At 65.8% G+C, this 21793-nt stretch carries 20 protein-coding genes; 3 read left to right on the top strand and 17 right to left on the bottom strand.

The window, feature by feature from the left end:
- Positions 1-8: 8 nt before the first annotated feature.
- Complete coding sequence (locus G6N27_RS02450) at positions 9-1292, top strand: cytochrome P450 (RefSeq protein WP_163774921.1); 1284 nt, start codon at positions 9-11, stop codon at positions 1290-1292.
- Here G6N27_RS02450 and ppc read toward each other — a convergent pair.
- The 16 genes from ppc to G6N27_RS02370 form a co-directional block, all read right to left on the bottom strand.
- Positions 1289-4081, bottom strand: coding sequence for a phosphoenolpyruvate carboxylase (ppc, locus tag G6N27_RS02445; protein ID WP_163774920.1), 2793 nt, complete (start codon positions 4079-4081; stop codon positions 1289-1291). The two genes, G6N27_RS02450 and ppc, sit on opposite strands and share 4 nt — an antisense overlap.
- A 45-nt stretch (positions 4082-4126) precedes the next feature.
- Positions 4127-4363, bottom strand: a complete 237-nt coding sequence (secG, locus tag G6N27_RS02440; protein ID WP_163774919.1) for a preprotein translocase subunit SecG — start codon at positions 4361-4363, stop codon at positions 4127-4129.
- Positions 4364-4406: 43 nt separating this feature from the next.
- Positions 4407-5606, bottom strand: a complete 1200-nt coding sequence (locus G6N27_RS02435) for a PecA family PE domain-processing aspartic protease (protein ID WP_163774918.1) — start codon at positions 5604-5606, stop codon at positions 4407-4409.
- Between the two features lie 131 nt (positions 5607-5737).
- Complete coding sequence (locus G6N27_RS02430; RefSeq protein WP_163774917.1) at positions 5738-6247, bottom strand: hypothetical protein; 510 nt, start codon at positions 6245-6247, stop codon at positions 5738-5740.
- Positions 6248-6431: 184 nt separating this feature from the next.
- The gene (gene tpiA / locus G6N27_RS02425) at positions 6432-7217 is read right to left on the bottom strand and encodes a triose-phosphate isomerase (protein ID WP_163774916.1); all 786 of its coding nucleotides are present in this window, start codon (positions 7215-7217) and stop codon (positions 6432-6434) included.
- A 13-nt stretch (positions 7218-7230) separates the two neighbouring features.
- Positions 7231-8448 carry a phosphoglycerate kinase gene (locus G6N27_RS02420; RefSeq protein WP_163774915.1) on the bottom strand — a complete coding sequence of 406 codons (1218 nt, stop codon included), beginning with the start codon at positions 8446-8448 and terminating at the stop codon, positions 7231-7233.
- A 2-nt stretch (positions 8449-8450) separates the two neighbouring features.
- Positions 8451-9473 (bottom strand): type I glyceraldehyde-3-phosphate dehydrogenase, encoded by a 1023-nt coding sequence (gene gap, locus G6N27_RS02415; protein WP_163774914.1) that lies wholly within the window; start codon positions 9471-9473, stop codon positions 8451-8453.
- 87 nt (positions 9474-9560) lie between these two features.
- Positions 9561-11303: a DUF3556 domain-containing protein gene (locus tag G6N27_RS02410; RefSeq protein ID WP_163774913.1), complete on the bottom strand. Its 1743-nt coding sequence runs from the start codon at positions 11301-11303 to the stop codon at positions 9561-9563.
- A 72-nt stretch (positions 11304-11375) separates the two neighbouring features.
- Positions 11376-12353 carry a DNA-binding protein WhiA gene (whiA, locus tag G6N27_RS02405; protein ID WP_163781219.1) on the bottom strand — a complete coding sequence of 326 codons (978 nt, stop codon included), beginning with the start codon at positions 12351-12353 and terminating at the stop codon, positions 11376-11378.
- Positions 12350-13378 (bottom strand): uridine diphosphate-N-acetylglucosamine-binding protein YvcK, encoded by a 1029-nt coding sequence (gene yvcK / locus G6N27_RS02400; RefSeq protein ID WP_163774912.1) that lies wholly within the window; start codon positions 13376-13378, stop codon positions 12350-12352. The genes whiA and yvcK overlap by 4 nt, the downstream gene beginning before the upstream one ends.
- Positions 13375-14289 carry an RNase adapter RapZ gene (gene rapZ, locus G6N27_RS02395; protein ID WP_163774911.1) on the bottom strand — a complete coding sequence of 305 codons (915 nt, stop codon included), beginning with the start codon at positions 14287-14289 and terminating at the stop codon, positions 13375-13377. The genes yvcK and rapZ overlap by 4 nt, the downstream gene beginning before the upstream one ends.
- Complete coding sequence (gene uvrC / locus G6N27_RS02390) at positions 14286-16265, bottom strand: excinuclease ABC subunit UvrC (protein WP_163774910.1); 1980 nt, start codon at positions 16263-16265, stop codon at positions 14286-14288. Before uvrC ends, rapZ begins: the two co-directional genes overlap by 4 nt.
- 21 nt (positions 16266-16286) lie before the next feature.
- Complete coding sequence (locus tag G6N27_RS02385) at positions 16287-17720, bottom strand: HNH endonuclease signature motif containing protein (RefSeq protein WP_163781217.1); 1434 nt, start codon at positions 17718-17720, stop codon at positions 16287-16289.
- A 72-nt stretch (positions 17721-17792) separates the two neighbouring features.
- Complete coding sequence (locus G6N27_RS02380; protein WP_163774909.1) at positions 17793-18260, bottom strand: PH domain-containing protein; 468 nt, start codon at positions 18258-18260, stop codon at positions 17793-17795.
- A complete protein-coding gene (gene ribH, locus G6N27_RS02375; protein ID WP_163774908.1) occupies positions 18257-18736 on the bottom strand; it encodes a 6,7-dimethyl-8-ribityllumazine synthase in 480 nt (159 codons plus the stop codon). Before ribH ends, G6N27_RS02380 begins: the two co-directional genes overlap by 4 nt.
- A 16-nt stretch (positions 18737-18752) precedes the next feature.
- Entirely contained in the window at positions 18753-20030 is a 1278-nt protein-coding gene (locus G6N27_RS02370; RefSeq protein WP_163774907.1) for a bifunctional 3,4-dihydroxy-2-butanone-4-phosphate synthase/GTP cyclohydrolase II, read from the bottom strand.
- A 246-nt stretch (positions 20031-20276) separates the two neighbouring features.
- On the opposite strand from G6N27_RS02370, the gene G6N27_RS02365 reads away from it, so the two are divergent.
- Positions 20277-20855: a chitin-binding protein gene (locus tag G6N27_RS02365; RefSeq protein ID WP_163774906.1), complete on the top strand. Its 579-nt coding sequence runs from the start codon at positions 20277-20279 to the stop codon at positions 20853-20855.
- A 114-nt stretch (positions 20856-20969) separates the two neighbouring features.
- A complete protein-coding gene (locus tag G6N27_RS02360) occupies positions 20970-21194 on the top strand; it encodes a hypothetical protein (protein WP_163774905.1) in 225 nt (74 codons plus the stop codon).
- A 58-nt stretch (positions 21195-21252) separates the two neighbouring features.
- On the opposite strand, the gene G6N27_RS02355 is transcribed toward G6N27_RS02360, so the two are convergent.
- A complete protein-coding gene (locus G6N27_RS02355; RefSeq protein ID WP_163774904.1) occupies positions 21253-21696 on the bottom strand; it encodes a hypothetical protein in 444 nt (147 codons plus the stop codon).
- Between the last annotated feature and the right edge of the window lie 97 nt (positions 21697-21793).

The raw sequence follows: 21793 nt of genomic DNA, 5'->3' as shown, positions 1-21793 counted from the left end.
GTTAGGCCGTGCCGAACCAGCCGGTCCCCGATCCCCCCTTCGCGGAGGGCACCGGTCTGCCGTGGGACGTGTCGGTCACCGACGCTGTCGCCGCGATCGCCGCGGCGCGTGCCCGTCACGGCGACACGTTCGCCGTGCACAGCGGGCCGGATCGCTATCTGTTCACCTTCTCGCCGGCCGGCGTCGAGTCGTTCTACGGCCTGCCGGAGGACAAAGCCAGCAAAGGTGTCGCGGATTACCTGATGCTGCGGCGCAAGCTCCCCGACGAGATTTTCGACGGGCGCCGCATCCTGCCGGGCACCCTGTTCCGCCGCGACGATGTCAGCGGCTATCTGGCCAACCTGAATCGGGCACTCGACGAGACCACCGCCGAGTTGGGGTCGACAGGAACGGTCGATGTGTTCGATCTGACCCGCCGACTGGGTCACCGGATGGGCCTCGCCTCGTGGGCGGGGCCGGGTTCGGCACACGGCGAAGCATTCGAGCAACTGGTTCGGGCCTTCGACATCCTGGACGGTTCTGACGCTTTCGTGCATCCCGACGCGATGGCCGCGGTCGCCGCGTCGGGTAAGCGAGCCGAGCGCGCTGCTCTCGACGTGGTGGTCGGGATCGTCGCCGACGCGGTGTGCAGGCGCACAGACGGGCAGAGCCTGTTCGACCGGATTGTCGACGCATGGCGGGATGAGCTGGGCGAGAAACGAATTCGTGGCATCGCATTCGATGTTGCGCTGATCCACATCGCCTCGATGTCCAACCTCGCCGCCGCGCTGGGGTGGGCGGTGGTCGACTTGGTTGAGCACCCCACATACGCCGATCGCGTCGCTGCGGGGGACGCAGAATTGGCGCAGCGATGCGCGCTGGAGTCGATTCGCCTGGCTCAGCGATCGATCATGTCGCGCGCTGTATTGTCACCGGTCGAACTCGACACCGGCGACGTCAGCTACCAGGTGCCACCCGGGTGGACGATCGCGACCCTCCTGCCGCTGCTGAACGCCTCCGCTGCAACAGGACTCGCGCACTGGGATCCCGACCGGTGGACACGACACCGGTTGGCTGACGAGAAGTCGCTGCCCTCGCCGATGCTGGTTACGGCGTTCGGCCACGGACGGCATTCGTGTCCGGCTCAGCCGTTTTCGCTGTCGGCCATGACGGCGGCCATGACGCATCTGTGCAGCCGCTATCGGTTGACACCGGGCTGGGCGACACACCCGCGGCCGGTCCCCGCTCAGATCGGTGGCGTGGCACGCGCGGATGGACCGTGCATGCTCAGTTACCGGCAGCCGCTGACCTAGCCGCTGTTGCGCAGCGCGCTGGCAAGTCCGTTCATGGTCAACAGGATTCCGCGTTGCACCAGTTCGTCGTCGTCGCCGGAGCGGTAGCGGCGCAGCAACTCCACCTGCAGGTGGTTCAGCGGTTCCAGGTACGGGAACCGGTTGAATACCGAACGTGCCAGCGCCGGGTTGTCGGCGAGCAGGTTGTCCTGGCCGGTGATCAGCTTGTGCGCGTTGATGCTGCGCTGGTGTTCGGCGGTGATCTTGTCGAACACCCTGCGCCGCAGCGATTCGTCGTCGACCAGCTCTGCGTAGTGGGCGGCCAGGCCCAAGTCCGTCTTGGCGAGCACTTGCGCCATGTTCGACAGCACGGTCTGGAAGAACGGCCACTTCTGATACAAGTCACGCAGGAGTTCGACGCGCCCGTCGTCCTCGGCGATCCAGCTCTCGACGGCCGAACCGGTTCCGTACCAACCCGGCAGCATCACCCGCGACTGACTCCAGGCCATCACCCAGGGAATCGCGCGCAAGTCAGAGATCGACGACGTCGGCTTACGGGATGTCGGCCGACTGCCGACGTTCAACGACCCGATCTCGCTGACCGGCGTCGACTGCAGGAAGTACTCCACGAAACCGTCTGTCTCATGGACCAATTCGGAGTAGGCGCGTTGTGCCCGGTCGGCCAGCTCGTCGAGAATCTCGTAGGCAGGGCCGGCCGCGTCGCCGAGCCCTTCGACGTCGAGCAGGGTCGACTCCAGGGTTGCCGCCAGCAGGGTCTCCAAGTTCCGCTGAGCGATGATCGGCTCGGCGTATTTGGCGGCGATCACCTCGCCCTGTTCGGTCAGCCGCAGCGAACCGTTCACCGCGCCCGGCGGTTGAGCGAGGATGGCCTGATAGCTCGGCCCGCCGCCGCGGCCCACCGTGCCGCCGCGACCGTGGAAGAGCCGCAACCGGATTCCGGTTTTTCGTGCCGACTCGACGAGGTCGAGCTCGGCCCGATAGAGCGCCCAGTTGGCGGTCAGATAGCCGCCGTCCTTGTTGGAGTCGGAGTAGCCGAGCATGACCTCTTGGCTGTCGCCCCGGGCGCGCACGATGCTCCGGTACACCGGGAGGTCAAGTGCCGCTTCGAGAATCGATGCACCGCGGTGCAAGTCGTCGATCGTCTCGAACAGCGGCACGATGCCGACCGGGCAGTGCGGCCGGTCGGCAGAGGCGTCGATCAAACCGCATTCTTTCAGCAGGATGCCCGCTTCGAGCAGATCAGAGACCGAACGACACATCGAAATGATGTAGTTGGGCACCGCGGGCGGACCATAAACATCGACCGCACGCGCGGCGGCGGAGACGATCGCGAGTTCTTTGCGAGCCAGATCCGAAAGTTGCTCGCGGTCGCCGATCAGCGGCCGTCGGGTACTGAGCTCCTCGGCCAGGATGTTGACCCGTTCGTCTTCGCTCAGCGAGCAGTAGTCAGGATGCACGCCGGCCCAGGCGAGTAACTCGGCGACCACTTCCTCGTGCACGTCGGAGTTCTGCCGCATGTCGAGTCCGGACAGGTGGAAACCGAAGACGCGCACGGCTTCCCGCAAATTTGCCAACCGGTCGTTGGCCAGCAGTCGACTGCCGTTGGCGCGCAGCGAAGCGTCGACGGTATCGAGATCGGCGAGCATGTCCCCCGGTGTCGCATACGGCGGCAAGCCCAGGTCGAGCAGGTTGTCCGGCTCGTCGTCGAGGATCTCCCCGGCCGTGGCGGTAAGCCGGGCGTGGATGACTCGTAGCGCACGGCGGTAGGGCTCGTCGCCGCGGGCAGGCTCATCGCAACCGTCGGCCAGCGCGGTCAGTTCGTCGGTGACGGCGACCAGGCGCGACGACATCGACAGCTCCTGTTCGAGCGCGCTCAACTCGGCGGTGTAGTGATTCAGCGCGGTGTACGCGGCGCCGCCGGTTGCCATCCGCACCACGTCGGCGGTGACGTTGGGGTTGCCGTCACGGTCGCCACCGATCCAGGAGCCGGGCCGCAGGATCGGTTCGGGAAGCAGGTCGGCGTCCGGCCAGCGGCTGCGCAGCGCGTCGCGGACCGCGGCGTTGACTTTCGGCACCACCTCGAAAAACGCTGCCGCGTAATAACGCAGACCGACCGCAATTTCGTCGGTGATCTGCAGCCGGGCCAGCCGAACCAGCGCGGTCTGCCACAGCGTGAGCACCTGGCGGCGTAGCTCGGTTTCGATGTCGCTGCCGTCGTCGGTGTGCACATGCCCGCGTGCGTGCAGCCGCATCAGTTGGGTGATGCGGTGCTGGGTGTCGAACACGGTGCGACGACGGGTCTCGGTCGGGTGCGCGGTGATGACCGGTGAGACCAGCGCGCCGGTCAGCGCGTCGGCAACCGTCGCCGAATCCAGGTCGGCTGAGTCCAGCTTCAGGTAGGTGGCGTCGAGGCTGCTGTCCTGTGGAGGATCGCCTGCTGCAACGTGGATTGCGCGTCGTCGTTCGCGGTGGATGTCTTCTGCGACATTGGCCAACAGCGCGAAGTGGCTGAACGCCCGGATGATCGGGATCGCCTGGTGGATGTCGATACCGGCGAACATGTCGGCGACCTCGGCCCGCTCGATCTCCGAACGACGCACCTTGAACGACGCGATCCTGGCCCGCTCCACCAGATCGAAGACCTCGTCGCCGTTCTGCTCGCGAACGGTGTCGCCCAGGATGGCACCGAGTAACCGGATGTCTTCACGCATCGGCTCGGTGGCTTCGCGCCCCACCCGGGTGCGTCGTACCGCGCCGAAGGGCTCCAGCGAGTCGGGTGCTTCAGCCATACCTACCAGTATCAGGGTGGTTGGCCGTCTTCGCCTTTCGTGGGATCAGGCGTTGTATTTGATGCGCAGCGCCATGCCGACGATGGCCACCAGCCAGATGCCGACGACGAACAACGTCAACCGGTCGAGGTTCTTTTCCACCACCGTCGACCCCGACAGGCTGGACTGCACGCCACCACCGAACAGCGTCGACAGGCCACCACCCTTGGCGCGGTGCAACAGCACCAGAAGGACCACCAGGACGCTGGTGACCACGAGGGTGATCTGCAGGGCCAATTCCATGGCCGACAGCTTACCGGCTGCCTTCCGGCCGGATTAACAGGCGCTAGGACGACGGATAGAAGGTCTGCGTGTGGTTGATGTAGTCGAGGTAAATCGGCTCTTGCAGGAATGGCGCGACGCCGCTGTCAATCGAATTTCCCGACACCGATGTTGGGTAGGTAGTCGAGTCATTACCGAGGGTGTATTGGTACAGCAGCGTGCCGCCGTTGCTGTTGTAGACCGAAATCACACTCCCCGGCTCCAGCTTGCCCGCCAGACTCGACGGAATGGTCCCGTAGACACCGCCGGAGTCGACGTCGTTGGAAACCGCTGAACCGCCGGCCACTGTGCCGCTGTTCGACACCGTCTCGTACAGGGTGGAGATCGGGTCACCGCTCACTGTGGTGCCACCCGTCAGCGGATCGGCACCGACAACGAGTTCATGATTAGGAATGTCGACCAGCACTCCGTTAAAGCTCTCAAACGGGCTGGTAGTCGGACCTGCGGTGTTCTCTCCGATGCCGAGGATGCCCTGGACCGCGTTGCCGGTGAGGAAGTTCTGGAAGGCGTTATTGGTGAAAAGGCTCAACAAGTTGTTCGGGTCCCACGAGTAGACCTCGACGTCGACAGGACCGGTCGTGGTCAAGCCCCCTGCGTAGTCGACCGGAACGCTGTTGTACGTCAGGTAGAAGTAGTCCACCCCGCCGCTGTAGCCGCTCTGACTGATTCCGGTGGGCGCGCCGAGTTGGAAGAGATGGTCCAACGCCTGAAAGTTATTTGTACCCAGGTCTTGCCACGGAACGACGAGGCCGCTGGATCCAGTGTCGACCAGAAGCGGCACGGTGCTTCCGCCGTCAATGGAGGCGTTCACCGCTGGCTCGGTGTTTTCCAAGACGGTCAGCGGGATCGTGCCACCCGTCGACGCCGCGGCGTCAGCTGAAGACGAAGCAGCTGCTGCAGCGGGCTCCGCGACCGACGGCAGCGCCAAGTCGATCGAGCCGAGGCTGCTGAGCAGGCTGTCAGTCCAGCTGGTGATATCCAGGGCTGCCGCAGGGTCGAGGGCCGCCAGGGAATCGGTGAACGACGTCAACAGCGGCTGGATGATCGGGTCGATAAGGGCCTCGAAGTCGGCCTTGGCGGGCGCCGCCGAGCCGGTAGCCATCGCCGCTGCGGCGACAAAAGCGCTGACAGCGCCACCCACGACCACCCCACACCGACGCGCAGTCGCGCTGCGTGAGTTCTTGGCGCTCTCGCGACCAACCATCCCGATGCCTCCCGAAGGCGTGCCGACCGTGTCTAACCAGCGCAACTTAACGAAGCTGTGTTTCCTTCAGGTTTCCCTAAGCTAAACGCGGGTTCCTGAATATAGCGCAACGCTGTCACGGGGTGTCGGTTTCACAGCCCGGCCGAGGATAGGAGGTCGGCGAACATCGAGGGATCGAGCGCTATTACACCGTCTAGGCCGATGTTGGGATCGAGGATTGCCAGAAAGCTGGCACCGGTCGCGTCGAAGGCAGCGGACAGAAATCCCAGATCGGCGCTGAGAAATGCCAGGTCTGTCGAGCCCAAGCTGCTGCCGCCGAGGTCGCCCGCCTGGTCCGCTGCAATGAACGCTTGATCAGCCGAAATCATGTTTTGGGCGGCAGCGACCAGCTGTTCATCGGCGCCGGCCAGAAATGACTGATCATTTGCAGACAGACCGTCCTGCCCCGACTGCAACAAGTTGAGGGCCGAGCCCAGCTGAGTCGAGAGAGTCGCCTGCTCAGTCAGAATGTCGGCTTGTCTCGCGCTGAGATCAGCGGTGGGCGCGGCGTCCAAGAGGGCAGCTCCCTGGTTCAAGTCGGTGATCGCTTGGCCGATAACGTCGTCGGGGGTGTCGGCATGGGCGGTGCCCATCGCGACCACCGCGGCCGCGCCGGCTGCGCAAGCGAAACCCGTAAGTGAATCCGATCGCCGAAGGCGGGAAGGATGGCGGCGGTTGCTAACCACGTGACCCCCGTACCTAGGCGTGCCCACGCTCATGAGCGCATGAGAACCCTGAGATTACCCAGGCGGAATCACACGTGAGCCCGAAACGACGGCGTGGGCTCTAGGGCAGCGGTCCCCCGGCCGCGATGGCCGACAGCGTCGCGAACTGCTCGCCATCCAGCGACGCGCCGCCGACCAGGGCGCCGTCGACGTCTTCCTGCGCGACGATGTCGCCGATGTTCTTCGCATTCACCGAGCCGCCGTAAAGCACTCGGACGGTCTCGGCGATCTGCGGCGACGCCAGCGTCGCGAGCTCGCCACGCACCGCCTTACACACCTCCTGAGCGTCGGAGGCGCTGGCCACCCGTCCGGTGCCGATCGCCCACACCGGCTCGTAGGCGATGACCACCTTGTCGATCTGCTCTGCGGAAAGCCCGGCCAGCGATCCGCGCAGCTGAGTCTGGCAGTGGCTGACATGCTCGCCGGCCTCGCGCACTTCCAGGTGCTCACCGATACACACGATCGGCGTCAGCCCATGCTTGAGCGCGGCGGCGGCTTTGGCGGCCACCAGTGCGTCGTCCTCGTCGTGGTAGGTGCGCCGCTCCGAGTGGCCCACCACCGCGTAGTGGCAACCCAGCTTGGCCAGGAATGCCCCACTGATCTCGCCGGTGTAGGCGCCGGAGTCGTGTTGCGATACGTCCTGGGCACCGTAGGTCAGCCGCAATTTGTCGCCGTCGACCAGGGTCTGCACGCTGCGCAGGTCGGTGAACGGCGGAATGACAGCGACGTCAACCTTGTCGAAGTACTTGTCCGGCAGCGAAAAAGCGATCTTCTGCACCAGGGCGATCGCCTCGAAGTGGTTGAGGTTCATCTTCCAGTTGCCGGCGATCAGCGGCTTGCGACTCATCGGTGTCCTTCGCTCAGGTGCTGCTCAGCACTTCCAGGCCGGGCAGCGATTTGCCCTCAAGGTATTCCAGCGATGCCCCGCCGCCGGTGGAAATGTGCGAGAAGCCATCCTCGGGCAGACCCAGCGCGCGCACCGCGGCGGCGGAATCCCCGCCACCGACCACACTGAACGCACCCTTGGCCGTGGCGGCGGCGATCACCTCGGCGACACCTTTGGTGCCCGCGGCGTAGGCCGGGAACTCGAAGACCCCCATCGGGCCGTTCCAGAAGATCGTCTCCGCGTTCGACAGCAGGCTGGTGAATCGCTTGACCGACCCCGGCCCGATGTCGAGTCCCATCTTGCCGTCCGGAATCGCATCAGCGGCAACGACTTCCGGGGTCGAGTCGGCGGCGAACTTCTCGGCCACCACGATGTCGACCGGCAGCCGGATGACGTCGGCGTAGGTGTCGAGCAGCTGTCGGCAGGTGTCGATCATCTCGGTCTGCAGCAGCGAGGTGCCCACCGAAAGACCGTTCGCTGCAAGGAATGTGAAGCACATCCCGCCGCCGATGACGATGCTGTCGGCCTTGGTGGCCAACTGCTCGATCACGCCGAGCTTGTCCGACACCTTCGAGCCGCCGAGCACCACCGCATACGGCCGCTTGGTTGAGCTGGTCAGCCGCTCCAGCACGCCGACCTCTTCGGCGACCAGGGTGCCTGCGTAGTGCGGCAGCAGCGTCGCAACGTCGTAGACAGACGCCTGTTTGCGATGCACCACACCGAAGCCGTCAGACACGAAAGCACCGGTGGCGCCGACTAATTCGACGAGTTCGCGGGCCAGCGACAAACGCTCGCCTTCGTCCTTGCTGGTCTCCCGCGGGTCGAAACGAATGTTCTCCAGCAGCAGCACATCTCCGTCGGTCAAGCGCTCGGCACGCGCCCGCGCATCGCGGCCGACGACATCGTCGGCCAATTGCACGTCCTTGCCCAACTGCTCGCCGAGTGCCGCGGCCACCGGTGCCAGCGAGAGTTTCAGGTCCGGTTCGCCTTTGGGCCGTCCCAGATGAGCCGTCACCACGACCTTGGCGCCGGCGTCGGCGAGCGCCTTGATCGTCGGCACCGACGCGATGATCCGCCCGGGATCGGTGATCGACCCGTCGTCGCTCAGCGGCACGTTCAGGTCGGACCGGACCAGCACACCGCGACCCGAAACTCCCTGTGCGAGAAGGTCGGACAGATTCGCGATAGCCACGGCTACAGCGACTTACCGACCAGCGCGACCAGATCGACGAGGCGGTTGGAGTAACCCCACTCGTTGTCGTACCAGGACACGATCTTGGCCTGGTTGTCGATCACCTTGGTCAGCCCGGAGTCGAAGATCGAGCTGTGCGGGTCGGTGACGATGTCGCTGGAGACGATCGGGGCGTCGTAGTACTTGAGGATGCCCTTCATCGGGCCGTCGGCGGCGGCCTTCATCGCGGCGTTGATCTCGGCCGCGGTAGCCGACTTGGTCAGCTCGGCGGTCAGGTCGGTGACCGAGCCGGTTGGGATCGGGACCCGCAGCGCGTAACCGTCCAGCTTGCCCTTGAGCTCGGGAAGCACCAGACCGATCGCCTTGGCCGCGCCGGTCGAGGTCGGCACGATGTTGAGCGCCGCGGCCCGGGCCCGGCGCAGGTCCTTGTGCGGACCGTCCTGCAGGTTCTGGTCTTGGGTGTAGGCGTGGATGGTCGTCATCAGGCCCTTGACGATGCCGAACTCGTCGTTCAAGACCTTGGCGACCGGCCCGAGACAGTTCGTGGTGCACGACGCGTTGGAGATGATGTTCTGGCTGCCGTCGTACTTGTCGTCGTTGACGCCCAGCACGATGGTGATGTCCTCGTCGGTGGCGGGCGCGGAGATGATCACCTTCTTGGCGCCGGCGTCCAAGTGGCCCTTGGCCTTTGCCGCGTTGGTGAAGATCCCGGTGGACTCGACGACGACGTCGACGCCGAGGTCGCCCCAGGGCAGTGCCGCCGGCCCCTCCTTGACCTCCAGCGCCTTGATCTTGCGGTCGCCGACGACGATGGTGTCTTCGCCCTCGAGGCTGACGTCGTAAGGCAGTCGGCCCAGGATCGAGTCGAACTTCAGCAGGTGCGCCAGGCTCGCGTTGTCGGTCAGGTCGTTGGCGGCGACCACCTCGATGTCGGTGTCGGTGCCCGCCGCTTGCTGCGCCAGCAGGGCCCGGTAGAAGTTGCGTCCGATTCGGCCGAAGCCGTTGATGCCTACCCGGACCGTCACGTGTCTCTCCTTCGTTGCCGACGAAATGCTCGCTGCCAGCCTAGTAGCTGCAGGTATGCGGGGCGAATTCGGTGGTTCAGCTCACGCTTATCGCCCGGTAATCGGGTGGACGGGCAGCTCGTCGCCGGGGTCGGGCCATGGCTGGCGGGCCAGCATGTCTTTGATGGTGATGAAGCCTTCTTCGATCAGCCCGGTTTTCGCGTCGACGATGCGGTACCACTGCTTCTGGGTCTGGATCGGTTGGCCCTCGAGGATGATCACCCGCAGGTCGCCCTCGTCGAACTGGCAGCGCCGCTGCACGGCTTCAAGCAGTTGCTCGTTGTGCAGGTGTCCTTCGCCGAAATTCCAGCCGATGAGCGGACCGGCGACAGTTTCGCCCTCACGCAGCGCGTAGTCCGCCTCGTTGTCCAGCGCGCGGGCGACCAGACCGTTGAGTGCGCGACCGTGTACGTGCATGGACCGGAATGCCCGAGCCTTGTCGCTGATGATTTCAGCGGTCGCCGGATCGTAGAGCCTGGCCACTTGTTTGGCGGTCAGCGCGGAGCTTTTCACCACGTCGGCCTCGATCTTGTCCTCGATGCCCGCACGGAAACACCAAACGCTCGACGCCCAGTTGCCGGCGTAGTACCGCAACGCGGGTAAGAACGAAATCTGTTGCGGGAACATGTTTCCGACGATCGGAATCACGAGTAGCGCCGCCAACAGCATCGCCAGCAGCAGCGGCGAATTGAGGTCGTAGATCGTCATGTTGCCGTAGTGCCCGAACAGGTAGAAGAGCGAGAAGATGAAAAATACGTTCCACTCCAACGGAACACCCATCGGCAGATTGGAGATGATGTTGAGGTGGAAGACCACCATGAAGCCGATCAGGGCCCACCGCCACGGGTGATTGCCTGCGGCAAATACCAACACCGCCGGAACGATGAATTCCGCTGTGGTGCCGCCGACATGGGCCATCAGCTTCGGGATCCACGACGGGCGGATGTCGTTGACCGGATCGCGATAGAGCCTGCGCTTCAACCAGTTGAATGCCCTGCCGCGTAACAAGGCGTTGTTGCTCGTCATCGCCGCGACAACGTAGGGGAAGTGGTGGTTCAGCTTGGAAGTGGCCGCCCCCCACCACAGTCCGAGCATGACGATCTTGAACGCTGCGATCTGGTCGGCGAACGGGAAGAAGAACACCACGAGCTTCAGCCAGTAGTGCTCACCGCGCGCCGCCAAGAAGATCGTCTTGTCGCGCAGACCCAGCAGCGCCAGCGCAACGATCGTCGGCACCACCCGGATCGGATCGATCAAACCGACATCGCCTGTGGCCGTGACGGATCCGCCGTGACCCGGTGCCAACAGCGCCCAGACAGCGGAGCCCAGGACGACGGCGTAGAGCGCAACGTCAAGGACGGTGCGGGTGTCGCCACTGGTGAACGGCACCTCGCGCGGCCACGGTGGAAGGCGAATAGTCTTGGGCCGCAACCAATATAGGAAGCCACCGATCGGTGGCCAGAATCGCGCGGTCAGCGGTCCCGATCCGCAGCCAAGGCCCAGCACCTCGAACAGCAGGGTGAAGATGACGACTTTCTGGTACACGATCGGCTGCGTCCACCACGCGGCGATATGCCCCAACCCGCCGAGTCCCGGGGTCAGCGAGACGACAGCGGCAGCACCGGCGACATAGGCGGCCATTTTGACGACGTAGAGCAGATAGATCGCCGACGGGGTGCCGAAACCGTGCTCCACCCAGTGCCGGGTGACCACCTGCAGCCTCTCGGACGCCGGCAAGTCGTGCCAAGTCTCGGGGTCGACGTCCGGAAGGTCCGGGGTGATGAATCCCATGACGGCCTCGTTTCAGCTGTGCCACCGTTGGCGAGAACAATGTAGCGGCATCACGCTGAACAGCATGCTGGGTCAGGCGTCTTCCAGCAGGTCGGGGGTCACCGCCGACTCGGTGTCGGGAATGCCGTCAACCTTGGCCTTGCGGTCGGCCATCGACAACAGGCGCCGAATACGGCCGGCCACAGCGTCTTTCGTCATCGGCGGATCGGCCAGCCGACCCAACTCCTCCAACGAGGCCTGCCGGTGTTCGACACGCAGCTTGCCCGCCGCCGCCAAGTGGTCGGGTACACCATCGCCGAGAATCTCCAGCGCCCGCTCGACGCGGGCCGCGGCCGCGACCGCGGCGCGGGCCGAGCGCCGCAGGTTGGCGTCGTCGAAGTTCGCCAGCCGGTTCGCCGTCGCCCGGACCTCGCGGCGCATCCGCCGCTCCTCCCAGACCAGCCGGGTGTCCTGAGCACCCATCCGGGTCAACAGCGCGCCGATGGCCTCGCCGTCGCGCACCACGACCCGGTCGGCTCCGCGCACCTCGCGGGCTTTGGCACTGATGCCGAGCCGGCGCGCTGCGCCCACCAACGCCAGCGCCGCCTCGGGACCTGGGCAGCTGACTTCCAGCGCAGACGACCTTCCGGGCTCGGTCAATGAACCGTGCGCCAAGAACGCGCCGCGCCACGCCGCCTCGGCGTCGCCGACGCTGCCGCCGACCACTTGGGCGGGCAGGCCTCGCACCGGGCGTCCGCGCAGATCGAGCAGACCGGTCTGCCGGGCCAGCGCTTCGCCGTCGTTGGCAACCCGCAGCACGTACCGCGTCGTCTTACGGATTCCGCTGGCGGACAACACATGCACGATCGCGTTGTAGCCGTACAGATCGAAGATGTCCTTGCGCAGCCGTCGCGCGATGCTGCCCAGATCCACCTCGGCTTCGACGACCACTCGGCCGGCCACGATGTGCAGCCCGCCGGCGAACCGCAGCAGCGAGGTGACCTCGGCGCGCCTGGCGCTCACCGAACTAACCACCAGGCGACTCAACTCGTCTTTGACTTCGGCCGTCATCGCCACGCGTCGTCACCCCTTGGTCCGTTGCGACCCTCTTCGACCGAATCAGTGGTCGTCGCCGAAGGCGGCGGCTGTCCCGTGTCGCGCACGCTCACCCCATCCAACGCCGCGGCCAGCTTGCCCGGGTCATGTAAAGGTGTACCAGGCCGGACCACGTCTGCGAACTGAACCTGGGCACGAAGCAGAGTTGCCGTCCGCCGCAGCTGCTCGCGCTCACGCTCGCTCGGCACCCGATCGGCATCGATGATCACGTCGTGCACGGTGAAGTCCGGCGCATGCTGGGCGAGCACATGCAGATGGCGCTCCACCGAAAAACCCGCCGTCTCCCCTGGCTCGGCCACCAGGTTGAGCACCAGCGCGCGGCGGGCGGTGGTCGCCTGCAGCGCCGCGGCCAGGCCGGGCACCAGCACGTGCGGGATCACGCTGGTGAACCACGAGCCAGGGCCCAGCACCACCAGGTCGGCGGACAGGATCGCGTCGACGGCCTGCCGGGTGGCCGGTGGATTGCCGGGCAGCAACCGCACCCTGCGCACTTTTCCCGGCGTGGTGGCAACCGCCACCTGTCCGCGGATCACCCGGAACATCCGCGGGTCGGCTTCCAATCCGGACACGTCGGCCTCGATCTGCAGCGGGATCGGGCACATCGGCAGCACCCTGCCACGGACCCCGAGGATCCGGGCGACTTCGTCGAGAGCGGCGACCGGGTCGGCCAGCACTTCGCTCAGGCCCGCGAGCAGCAGGTTGCCGATCGGGTGACCCGTCAGCGCACCGTTTCCCCCGAAGCGATGTTGCATGATCGTCGCCCACAACCGGCCTTGCGGGCTATCAGAAGCCAAGGCCGCCAACGCCATTCGCAGATCACCGGGCGGCACGACGTCAAGCTCGCTGCGCAGCCGCCCCGACGAGCCGCCGTCGTCGGCGACGGTGACGACGGCGGTGACGTGCGGGGTGAGTCGCCGGGCAGCCGACAACGTCGCGTACAAACCATGCCCGCCGCCGAGGGCGACAATCCGGAGGCTCATTCGCGACCCAGATCCCGGTGCAAGACCCGCGCCGACAACTGCTCGTCGGACCCGAGCAGCCCCGCTAACGCCTCGGCGATCGCGACACTGCGGTGCTTACCGCCGGTGCAGCCGATCGCCACGGTCATATAGCGCTTCCCTTCCCTGCGGTAGCCGTCGATAGTCAGGGATAGCAATCGATGGTAAGTCTCCAAGAACTCCACCGCGCCCGTCTGCCCAAGGACGTAATCACGCACTGCCGGATGCTGCCCGGTGTGCGGTCGCAGATCGTCGATCCAGTGCGGGTTGGGCAAGAACCGCACATCCATCACTGAGTCGGCGTCCATCGGCAGGCCGTATTTGAAGCCGAAGGATTCCACCGTGACGCTGGTCTGCGCGACGGTCTCGCCACCGAAAGCCCGCTCGATGCTTTCCCGCAACTCGCGCACCGACAGCGTCGAGGTGTCGATGATGAGGTCGGCGGTCGCGCGGACCGGAGCGAGCATCTCCCGCTCCGCGACGATGCCTTCGGCCAGTGTCTGCTCCCCCTGCAGCGGGTGGCTGCGCCGGTTCTGCTCGTAACGGCGCACCAGCATGTCGTTGGAGGCCTCCATGAACAACACCCGGGGGCTGATGTGGCGGGTGGCGAGCTCGTTGCGCACCCAATCCAAGTCGCCGGTGAACCCGCGAGACCGCACGTCCATCACCACAGCCAGCTGCGTGATCCGAGATCCCGCGTCGAGACCCAGGTCGACCATCCTGGTGATCAGCTGAGGTGGCAGGTTGTCGGCGACATACCAGCCCAAGTCTTCGAGGACCTTGGCAGCGGTGCCGCGCCCGGCACCCGACAAGCCGGTGACCAGCACCACGTCGATACCGGATCCGTTTGCACCACCGTGATTTTCGGCTCCGTCCACTCCCTCGCCTGTCATCCCGATGCTCGCTCCGCGACCTGGTCCTGCGCCTGCTCGTCCGATCCGGCGCCGCCGCCGCGCAGCGCGTCGAGCACCGCGGTTGCTGTCGAAACGCCGATACCCGGCACGGACGTGATCTCTTCGACCGTAGCTTCTCTGAGGCGCGCCAGTGATCCGAAATGGGTAACCAGGGCCTTGCGGCGATGCTCGCCGAGTCCCGGAACCGCATCCAGCGCCGACGCGGTCATCCGCTTGGACCGCTTGCTGCGGTGATAGTTGATTGCGAAGCGGTGGGCTTCGTCGCGGACCCGCTGAAGCAGGTACAGACCCTCGCTGTTACGCGGCAAGATGATCGGATCGGGCTCCGACGGCACCCACACCTCCTCCAACCGCTTGGCCAGGCCGATCACGGCGACATCGGTGACGCCCAGTTCTTCCAGGACCGCACTCGCGGCGTTCACCTGCGGAGCGCCGCCGTCGACGACGTACAGATTGGGCGGATAGGCGAAGCGCCGTGATTTTCCGTCCGGCGACAAGATTTTCGGGTCTTCCTGGTCTTGCACGTGTCGCACGAAGCGCCGACGGGTCACCTCGGCGATCGACGCGACGTCGTCGGACCGGCCGTCGCCGGCGGCCTCCCGGATCGCGAAGTGCCGGTAGTCGGATTTGCGGGGCAGCCCGTCTTCGAAGACCACCAGTGAACCCACCACGTCGGTTCCCTGCACGTGGCTGATGTCCACACATTCGATTCGCAACGGCGCGTCGGCCAGGCCCAGCGCTTCCTGAATATTTTGCAGCGCAGCGGATCTGGCGGTGAAGTCACCGGCCCGCTTCAACTTGTGCTGTTGCAGAGCCTCTTTGGCGTTGCGCTGCACGGTTTCGGCAAGCGCCCTCTTGTCGCCGCGACGCGGCACCCGCAGCGCCACCCGTGAGCCTCGCAGCCCGGACAGCCACGTCGTCAACTCCTCGGCGTTGGGCGGCAGGCAGGGCACCAGGACTTCGCGGGGTACCGGGTTGGCGGATTCGTCGGCGGCGCCGTCGAGTTCGGCCTGATCGCCGTAGAACTGCGTCACGAATTGCTCGACCAACTGCGCCTCACCGGAATCGCCGGGATCGCCCGGCTTTTCGACGATCCAGCCGCGCTGCCCGCGAACCCGACCGCCTCGGACATGGAAGACCTGGACGGCGGCCTCCAGGTCGTCGTCGGCGAACGCGACCACGTCGGCGTCGGTCCCGTCGCCGAGGACGACGGCCTGCTTTTCCAGCGCCCGTTTGAGCGCCCCCAGGTCGTCGCGCAATCGGGCGGCGCGCTCGAAATCGAGGTCGGCCGCTGCGGCGTGCATCTGCTGTTCGAGACCGCGAGCAAACCGGTCGGTCTTGCCGGACAGGAAGTCGCAGAAGTCCATCACGATCTGGCGGTGCTGCTCGGCGCTGACCCGCCCGACGCACGGCGCCGAGCATTTGTCGATATAACCGAGCAGGCATGGCCGGTCGATCTGCTTGTGCCGCTTGAACACTCCAGCCGAACAGGTGCGCGCCGGGAACACCCGGGTGAGCAGATCCAACGTCTCCCGGATGGCCCACGCGTGCGAGTATGGCCCGAAATAGCGGACGCCTTTGCGGCGCGGACCGCGGTACACCATCAGCCGCGGGAATTCCTCGTTGAGGGTGACCGCCAGCACCGGATAGGACTTGTCGTCGCGGTAGCGGACGTTGAATCGCGGATCGAACTCCTTGATCCAGTTGTATTCCAGCTGCAGCGCTTCGACCTCGGTGTTGACCACCGTCCACTCGACTTTGGCGGCGGTGGTCACCATCTGGCGAGTCCGCGGATGCAGGCTCGAGACGTCGGCGAAGTAGGACGTCAGCCGACTGCGCAGACTCTTGGCCTTGCCGACATAGATCACTCGTCCGTGCTGATCACGGAAGCGGTAGACGCCAGGCTCGACCGGGATGGACCCGGGAGCTGGGCGGTACGTCGCTGGATCAGCCACGGTGTCTAAGGCTAGTCGCCGTTAGAAAGGCGGCGGATCCGTGTTGAGGGCGCGCGGGACCTCGATGGCCTCACGGGCGCGGCGATTGAGCCGGCGCTCCGCTTCGACACGTTGAGCGCGGGCTTGCCTGCGGGTGCGCTTCCGAGTCGGCATCAGCATTTCACGCTGGCCGCACTGGGCGACGCGCGTCGGCGTCGGCGGCAGGTCGCCGGTGGGCGCGCAGAGATTCGGAAACAGCAGCGCGCTGCCGGGCATGGTCACATACGTGCGGCCGTCAGGAAGCAGCCAGATCACCGTGCCGTCGGGCAGCTGCCTGTCCCGCCAGCCGCCGAAGGTTTTCAGCAAGTGGTGTTTTCGGCACAGCGCCTTCAGGTTCGATGCGTGCGTCCAGCCCCCAGCGCGGTATGCGACGGTGTGGTCCAAGTCGCAGTCCACGGCAGGATGATCACAACCTGGCGCGCGGCAGGTCAGGTCGCGGCATCGCACGAAGTCGGCGAGCTTGGTCGACGGGATGTACCGCGGCTCAGGAGCATCCGCCGGTGGGGTCAGAGGCCGCAGCCGCGCGTACTTGGCCAAATCGGCAATCATCTGCGCGGGGATCAAGCCTTCGGCACCGAGCGCCACCCCGGGCGCGGCTCCGCTGCCGTCAACTGTCGCCTGGTCGGCCACCACATGGATCACCACGTTGCGACTACACATACGCGCCGTGGCCGCGCAGTCGGAAGATCCGCACCCGCACACCAGCCGATCGGAGCCTGCGGCCAGCGCACCCAGTGCGTCGGCACGACGCTGCTCGCGAGTACGCGGATCAGCGTCGCATACCGTGGCCGCCAGCTCATTAAGCCGACGATCCAGGGCCTGCCCAGCAGTGGCGAGCACGTTTCCCGTGACGAAAGCCATCTGTGTGTCAGTGCTGTCGACGATGTCGACGAAGCGGTCCCTGACGCTGTCACGCGCCCGTCGCACGGCGTCCCGGTCGGCTGCTGCCACCACCTGGTCGACCACCGCGGCCAGTCGGCCGCGGGTCAACGACGGACACCGTGACAGCCGGGCCGCCAGCCGCGCATCGACCCGCGCCAGGGCGTCGACGTCGGTGATCAACTCGGTTCTGAACACGATGGTCTGAAAGGCGCGATAGTCGATATCGCCAGCCTGAAATGCCTTACCCACTTCAGGTAATCGGTCCCGCAACGCCATCGCGTAGCGCAGATAGCTCGAGCCCATCCCTATGCTGCATTGCAGTGCGGCGGCGATTTGCGCGGCGACCGCGTCCCAGATGTCCATCGCGCAGTCGGCTTGTTCTCCTGAATCGCGGCAACGCAATACGAACAACTCGCCGACAGCGACCAACCGCCGCGCAGCAGCCTGAGCCTCGGACCGACCCGCCTCGCTGACCCGATCAAGCAGCGCATCGGACTCGGGAGTGCGCCGCAACGCGGACCACCATTCGAACATGTGTTCTACCCTACAGCGCCTGACTGACACGGATTCGCATCCAGATCGGAGCCGTGGATAACCGCGTGCGAGTCAGTGCGTCGCCAGATCCGGCCGGTAGCGACTCAGCAGATTCCGCACCGTGTCCATGGCGTCCACGGCACGCTCCTTGTCCACGGCCTGGATCGCCATCAGCGGGATGTACTCGTCGTCGGGCAGATCGATTCGCGCCCAACGCGCTCCGGCTGGGAACGACACATCGACCACATCGGCCCATGGCACCAGGCGGTCACCGAGCACGTTGCGCACCGACAGCCCGGCGGGGCCCACCCGCAACCGGGGCCTGGCGAACAGCAATACGAGTCCGGCGAGAACGACGCCGAGCCCCGCCATCGCCACCTGGTCGGCGGTCTGGAAGACGACGCCGCTGGATTTGATCTTGAGCAGCAGGCCGATCGCGACATGCGCGGCGACGAGAACGAACGCAGCGGTATAGGCGAAGTAGGGCGTCAGGTGGGGCCGAATCTGAGCATCCCATTCGCCGTCGGGTTGCGCGGTCACGACGTTGCGCGCAACTCTCGCAGGGTCAGCGCGGTGCTCAGTGCCGCCGCCGTCGCCTGTGCGCCGTTGTCCTCGCCCGATCCGGGCAGCCCGGCGCGGTCGAGCGCCTGCTGCTCGGTGTTGGTGGTCAGCACCCCGTTGGCGACCGGTGTCGACTCGTCCAGCGAGACGCGGGTCAGCCCTTGCGTCACGGCGTCGCAAACATAGTCGAAATGCGGTGTCTCGCCACGGATTACCACGCCGAGCGCCACGACGGCATCGTGGCTGCGGGCCACGGCCTGTGCCACCACCGGGATCTCGATCGCGCCGCGTACCCGGACGATCGTCGGGCTGCCCACGCCCCACTCGTCGGCGATCCTGCGGGCGCCGGCCAGCAGGGCGTCGCAGATCTTCGCGTGCCAGGTGCTCGCCACGATCGCCAGCGAAAGGGTCGAGGCGTCCATGGGTGCGATGTCGGGAACTCCGGCACCACTCATAAACGCGGCCCCCGGGTCACAAAGCCCCTCCGAATTCGCCTGGCAGATGGATGGATTCGTGGTAGTCATCCAAGCCGACCAAGTCATGCCCCATCCGGTCACGCTTGGTCATCAGGTACCGGATGTTCTCCGCATTCGCCCGCACCGGCAACGGCACTCGCTCGATGATGTGCAGCCCGTATCCGTCCAGACCGACACGTTTGGCGGGGTTGTTGGTCAGCAGTCGCATCGAGCGGACCCCGAGGTCGACCAGGATCTGCGCGCCGGTGCCGTAATCCCTTGCGTCAGCAGGCAATCCGAGTTTGAGGTTGGCGTCGACGGTGTCGTCGCCGGCGTCCTGCAGTTGATAGGCCTGCAACTTGTGCATCAAACCGATGCCGCGGCCTTCGTGGCCGCGCATGTAGAGCACGACACCCCGGCCCTCGCGCGCGACCATCGCCATCGCGGCGTCCAATTGTGGGCCGCAGTCACAGCGCCGCGAACCGAACACGTCGCCGGTCAGACATTCGGAGTGCACCCGCACCAGTACGTCGTCGCCGTCGTAGGTAGGTCCGGCAATCTCGCCGCGGACCAACGCCACGTGCTCGACGTCCTCGTAGATGCTGCTGTATCCGACTGCACGGAATTCGCCATGGCGGGTCGGGATCCGGGCTTCGGCGATCCGCTCGATGTGCTTCTCGTGCTTGCGGCGGTATTCGATCAGGTCGGCGATCGCGATGAGAGCCAGATCGTGTTCGTCAGCGAAGACCCGCAATTCGTCGGTTTGCGCCATCGCGCCTTCGTCTTTTTGACTGACGACTTCGCAGATCGCGCCAGCCGGCGACAGCCCGGCCATCCGGGCAAGGTCGACGGCTGCCTCGGTGTGGCCGGGGCGCCGTAGCACGCCACCGTCCTTGGCGCGCAACGGAACTACGTGCCCAGGCCGGGTGAAATCCTCTGCGACACTGCCCGGGTCGGCGAGCAACCGCATCGTCGTGGCACGATCGGATGCCGAAATTCCAGTTCCCACACCATTTTTCGCATCGACGGTGACAGTGTAAGCGGTGCCGTGCTTGTCCTGATTGACCGCGTACATCGGCAGCAGGCCGAGCTTGTCGCAGATGTCCCCGTCCAGCGGGACGCAGAGGTATCCCGACGTGTATCGCACCATGAACGCCACCAGCTCGGGGGTGGCCTTCTCGGCCGCGAAAATGAGATCTCCCTCGTTTTCCCGGTCTTCGTCGTCGACGACGACGACGGCCTTGCCGGCCGCGATGTCGGCGATCGCGCGCTCGACCGAGTCCAACCTCGTCATCGCTGCCACCTCGTCAGAAAAACCCACCCGAAGCCCTCAGGTGTTGGTTCCAGTATGAACCACCACGTCGCCGAAGTTATTGCCACTAGTCATTGACCGGACGCCTCCGGGGTCGAGCCACCGCGACCAAACCTGCAGGAGATTCGCTGAGGCAGCTAACAGCCGATTCATAGCTAGCCTATCTACCGTTTTTCTTAGGTCGGGGGCGATTGTCCACTGAATACCCAACTAGACAGGTGAAGGACTATGAGACTGAAGCAACTGATGGCCGGAGCCGTCATCGCCGGCGCCTTCGGTGCGGCGGCGTTGGGGGTCGGCGCCGGAGCTGCGAGCGCCGCCCCGGGACCGCCACCGGGTGGTGACGGGGGCCACGGCGCTCCGCCGGCGGCCAGTCATGCGGCGCCCGCACCTCACGAGCCGGGCGGGGGCGGCGGACCCGGCGGGCGCGGACCCGGCGGGCCAGGTGGACCGGGCGGGCCGGGCGGGCACGGACCCGGCGGTCCGGGTGGACCGGGCGGACCAGGCGGTCCTGGTGGACCCGCTGGGCCGGGTGACCACGGACCCGGCGGACCCGGCGGGCCCGGCGGGCCATGGCACGGCGACGACCACCGCGGCTATTTCCGGGGCGCCCCGTGGGGCGACGGACCCGCACCGTGGGGTCCCGGCGAACCACCGCGACCTGCTTGGGACCGTCCACTTCCGCCGCCCGGTGGACCGTGGAACTACGGGCCGATCAACTACTACGGCTACAACGAAAACCCGATCTGGAACCCGGGATTCAACCAGTGGGGCTTCGACTTCTTCGGAGTCTGGATTCCGCTGTAAAAACCACCTCGCGAGACGCCCGCTTCGCCGATCGGCGGAGCGGGCGTTGCGCATGCGGGTTCAGGTTCCGTTAAGAATCGCACTAAGTGTCATGTCCGCAACTAAGCTCGCCGCATGGGCAAAGCGGCCAAAGCCATCCCGCGCATGCGGCGACGCAGTGGCATGCTGGCTGCCCTTGCGCTGACCGCGGTCCTCGTCGCTCCGGCGCCGCAGTCGCACGCCGCGCCGGCACCACCACCTCAACCGCCCATCCAAGATATCGACGGGCAGAACAGCCGTCACCATCAGCAGCCACCGGTCAGTCCGCCTCCGCAGGCGCCTCCTGCCGGGACGTCTTAGCGCCGCATCAACCGCACGACGTACGCAAAACTTTTGCAGTCCCCGATCATTCGATGATTCAGAAGTATCCGGGGAGGTTGAAGAGCGCATCGAGGAATAAGTCGACCTTCTCCCCGAGGCCGGTGGCATACAAGGTGTAATCCAGGTCCACGGCGAAATCGCCGATGGCGTTGTCCGGGAGAAGACCGCCAGTTGGGCCGACGGTGAACGCGGCAGGGTCGAATTCGTCGGTCACGAGGGTGAATGGGTCATCGGGAATCGAAGAGAAGCCTGCTTGGTAGTGGTCGACGCTCATGGCGAAGTCGGCGGCCAGGGTCGGGCTTAATGCGACCAGATTCGTGTCGGCCGCGGGGGTCCAGGTGTTGATTCCGGTATCGCCGAAAAGGTCCTGGAAAGGCTCAGGAGTCGTGTCGGCTCTGGCTTCAGGTCCGTTCGCCAGTCCGATCAGCGCGGCCGCGAACGCGGCGCTGACGGCCATCACTACGCCGGTAGGGCTTGTCATGATTTCTTCTCCTATCGAATGGCTTGAATGGCCCCCAATCGGCCACTGACTACCGTTCGATAGTGCGGCGTGAGCAGTGGAAAATCGTCAGCCGTAA

This window comes from Mycobacterium cookii (assembly GCF_010727945.1).
GTDB lineage: Bacteria > Actinomycetota > Actinomycetes > Mycobacteriales > Mycobacteriaceae > Mycobacterium > Mycobacterium cookii.
Note: the sequence above shows the minus strand (reverse complement) of the source record. Positions and strands in the feature narration are given on the sequence as shown.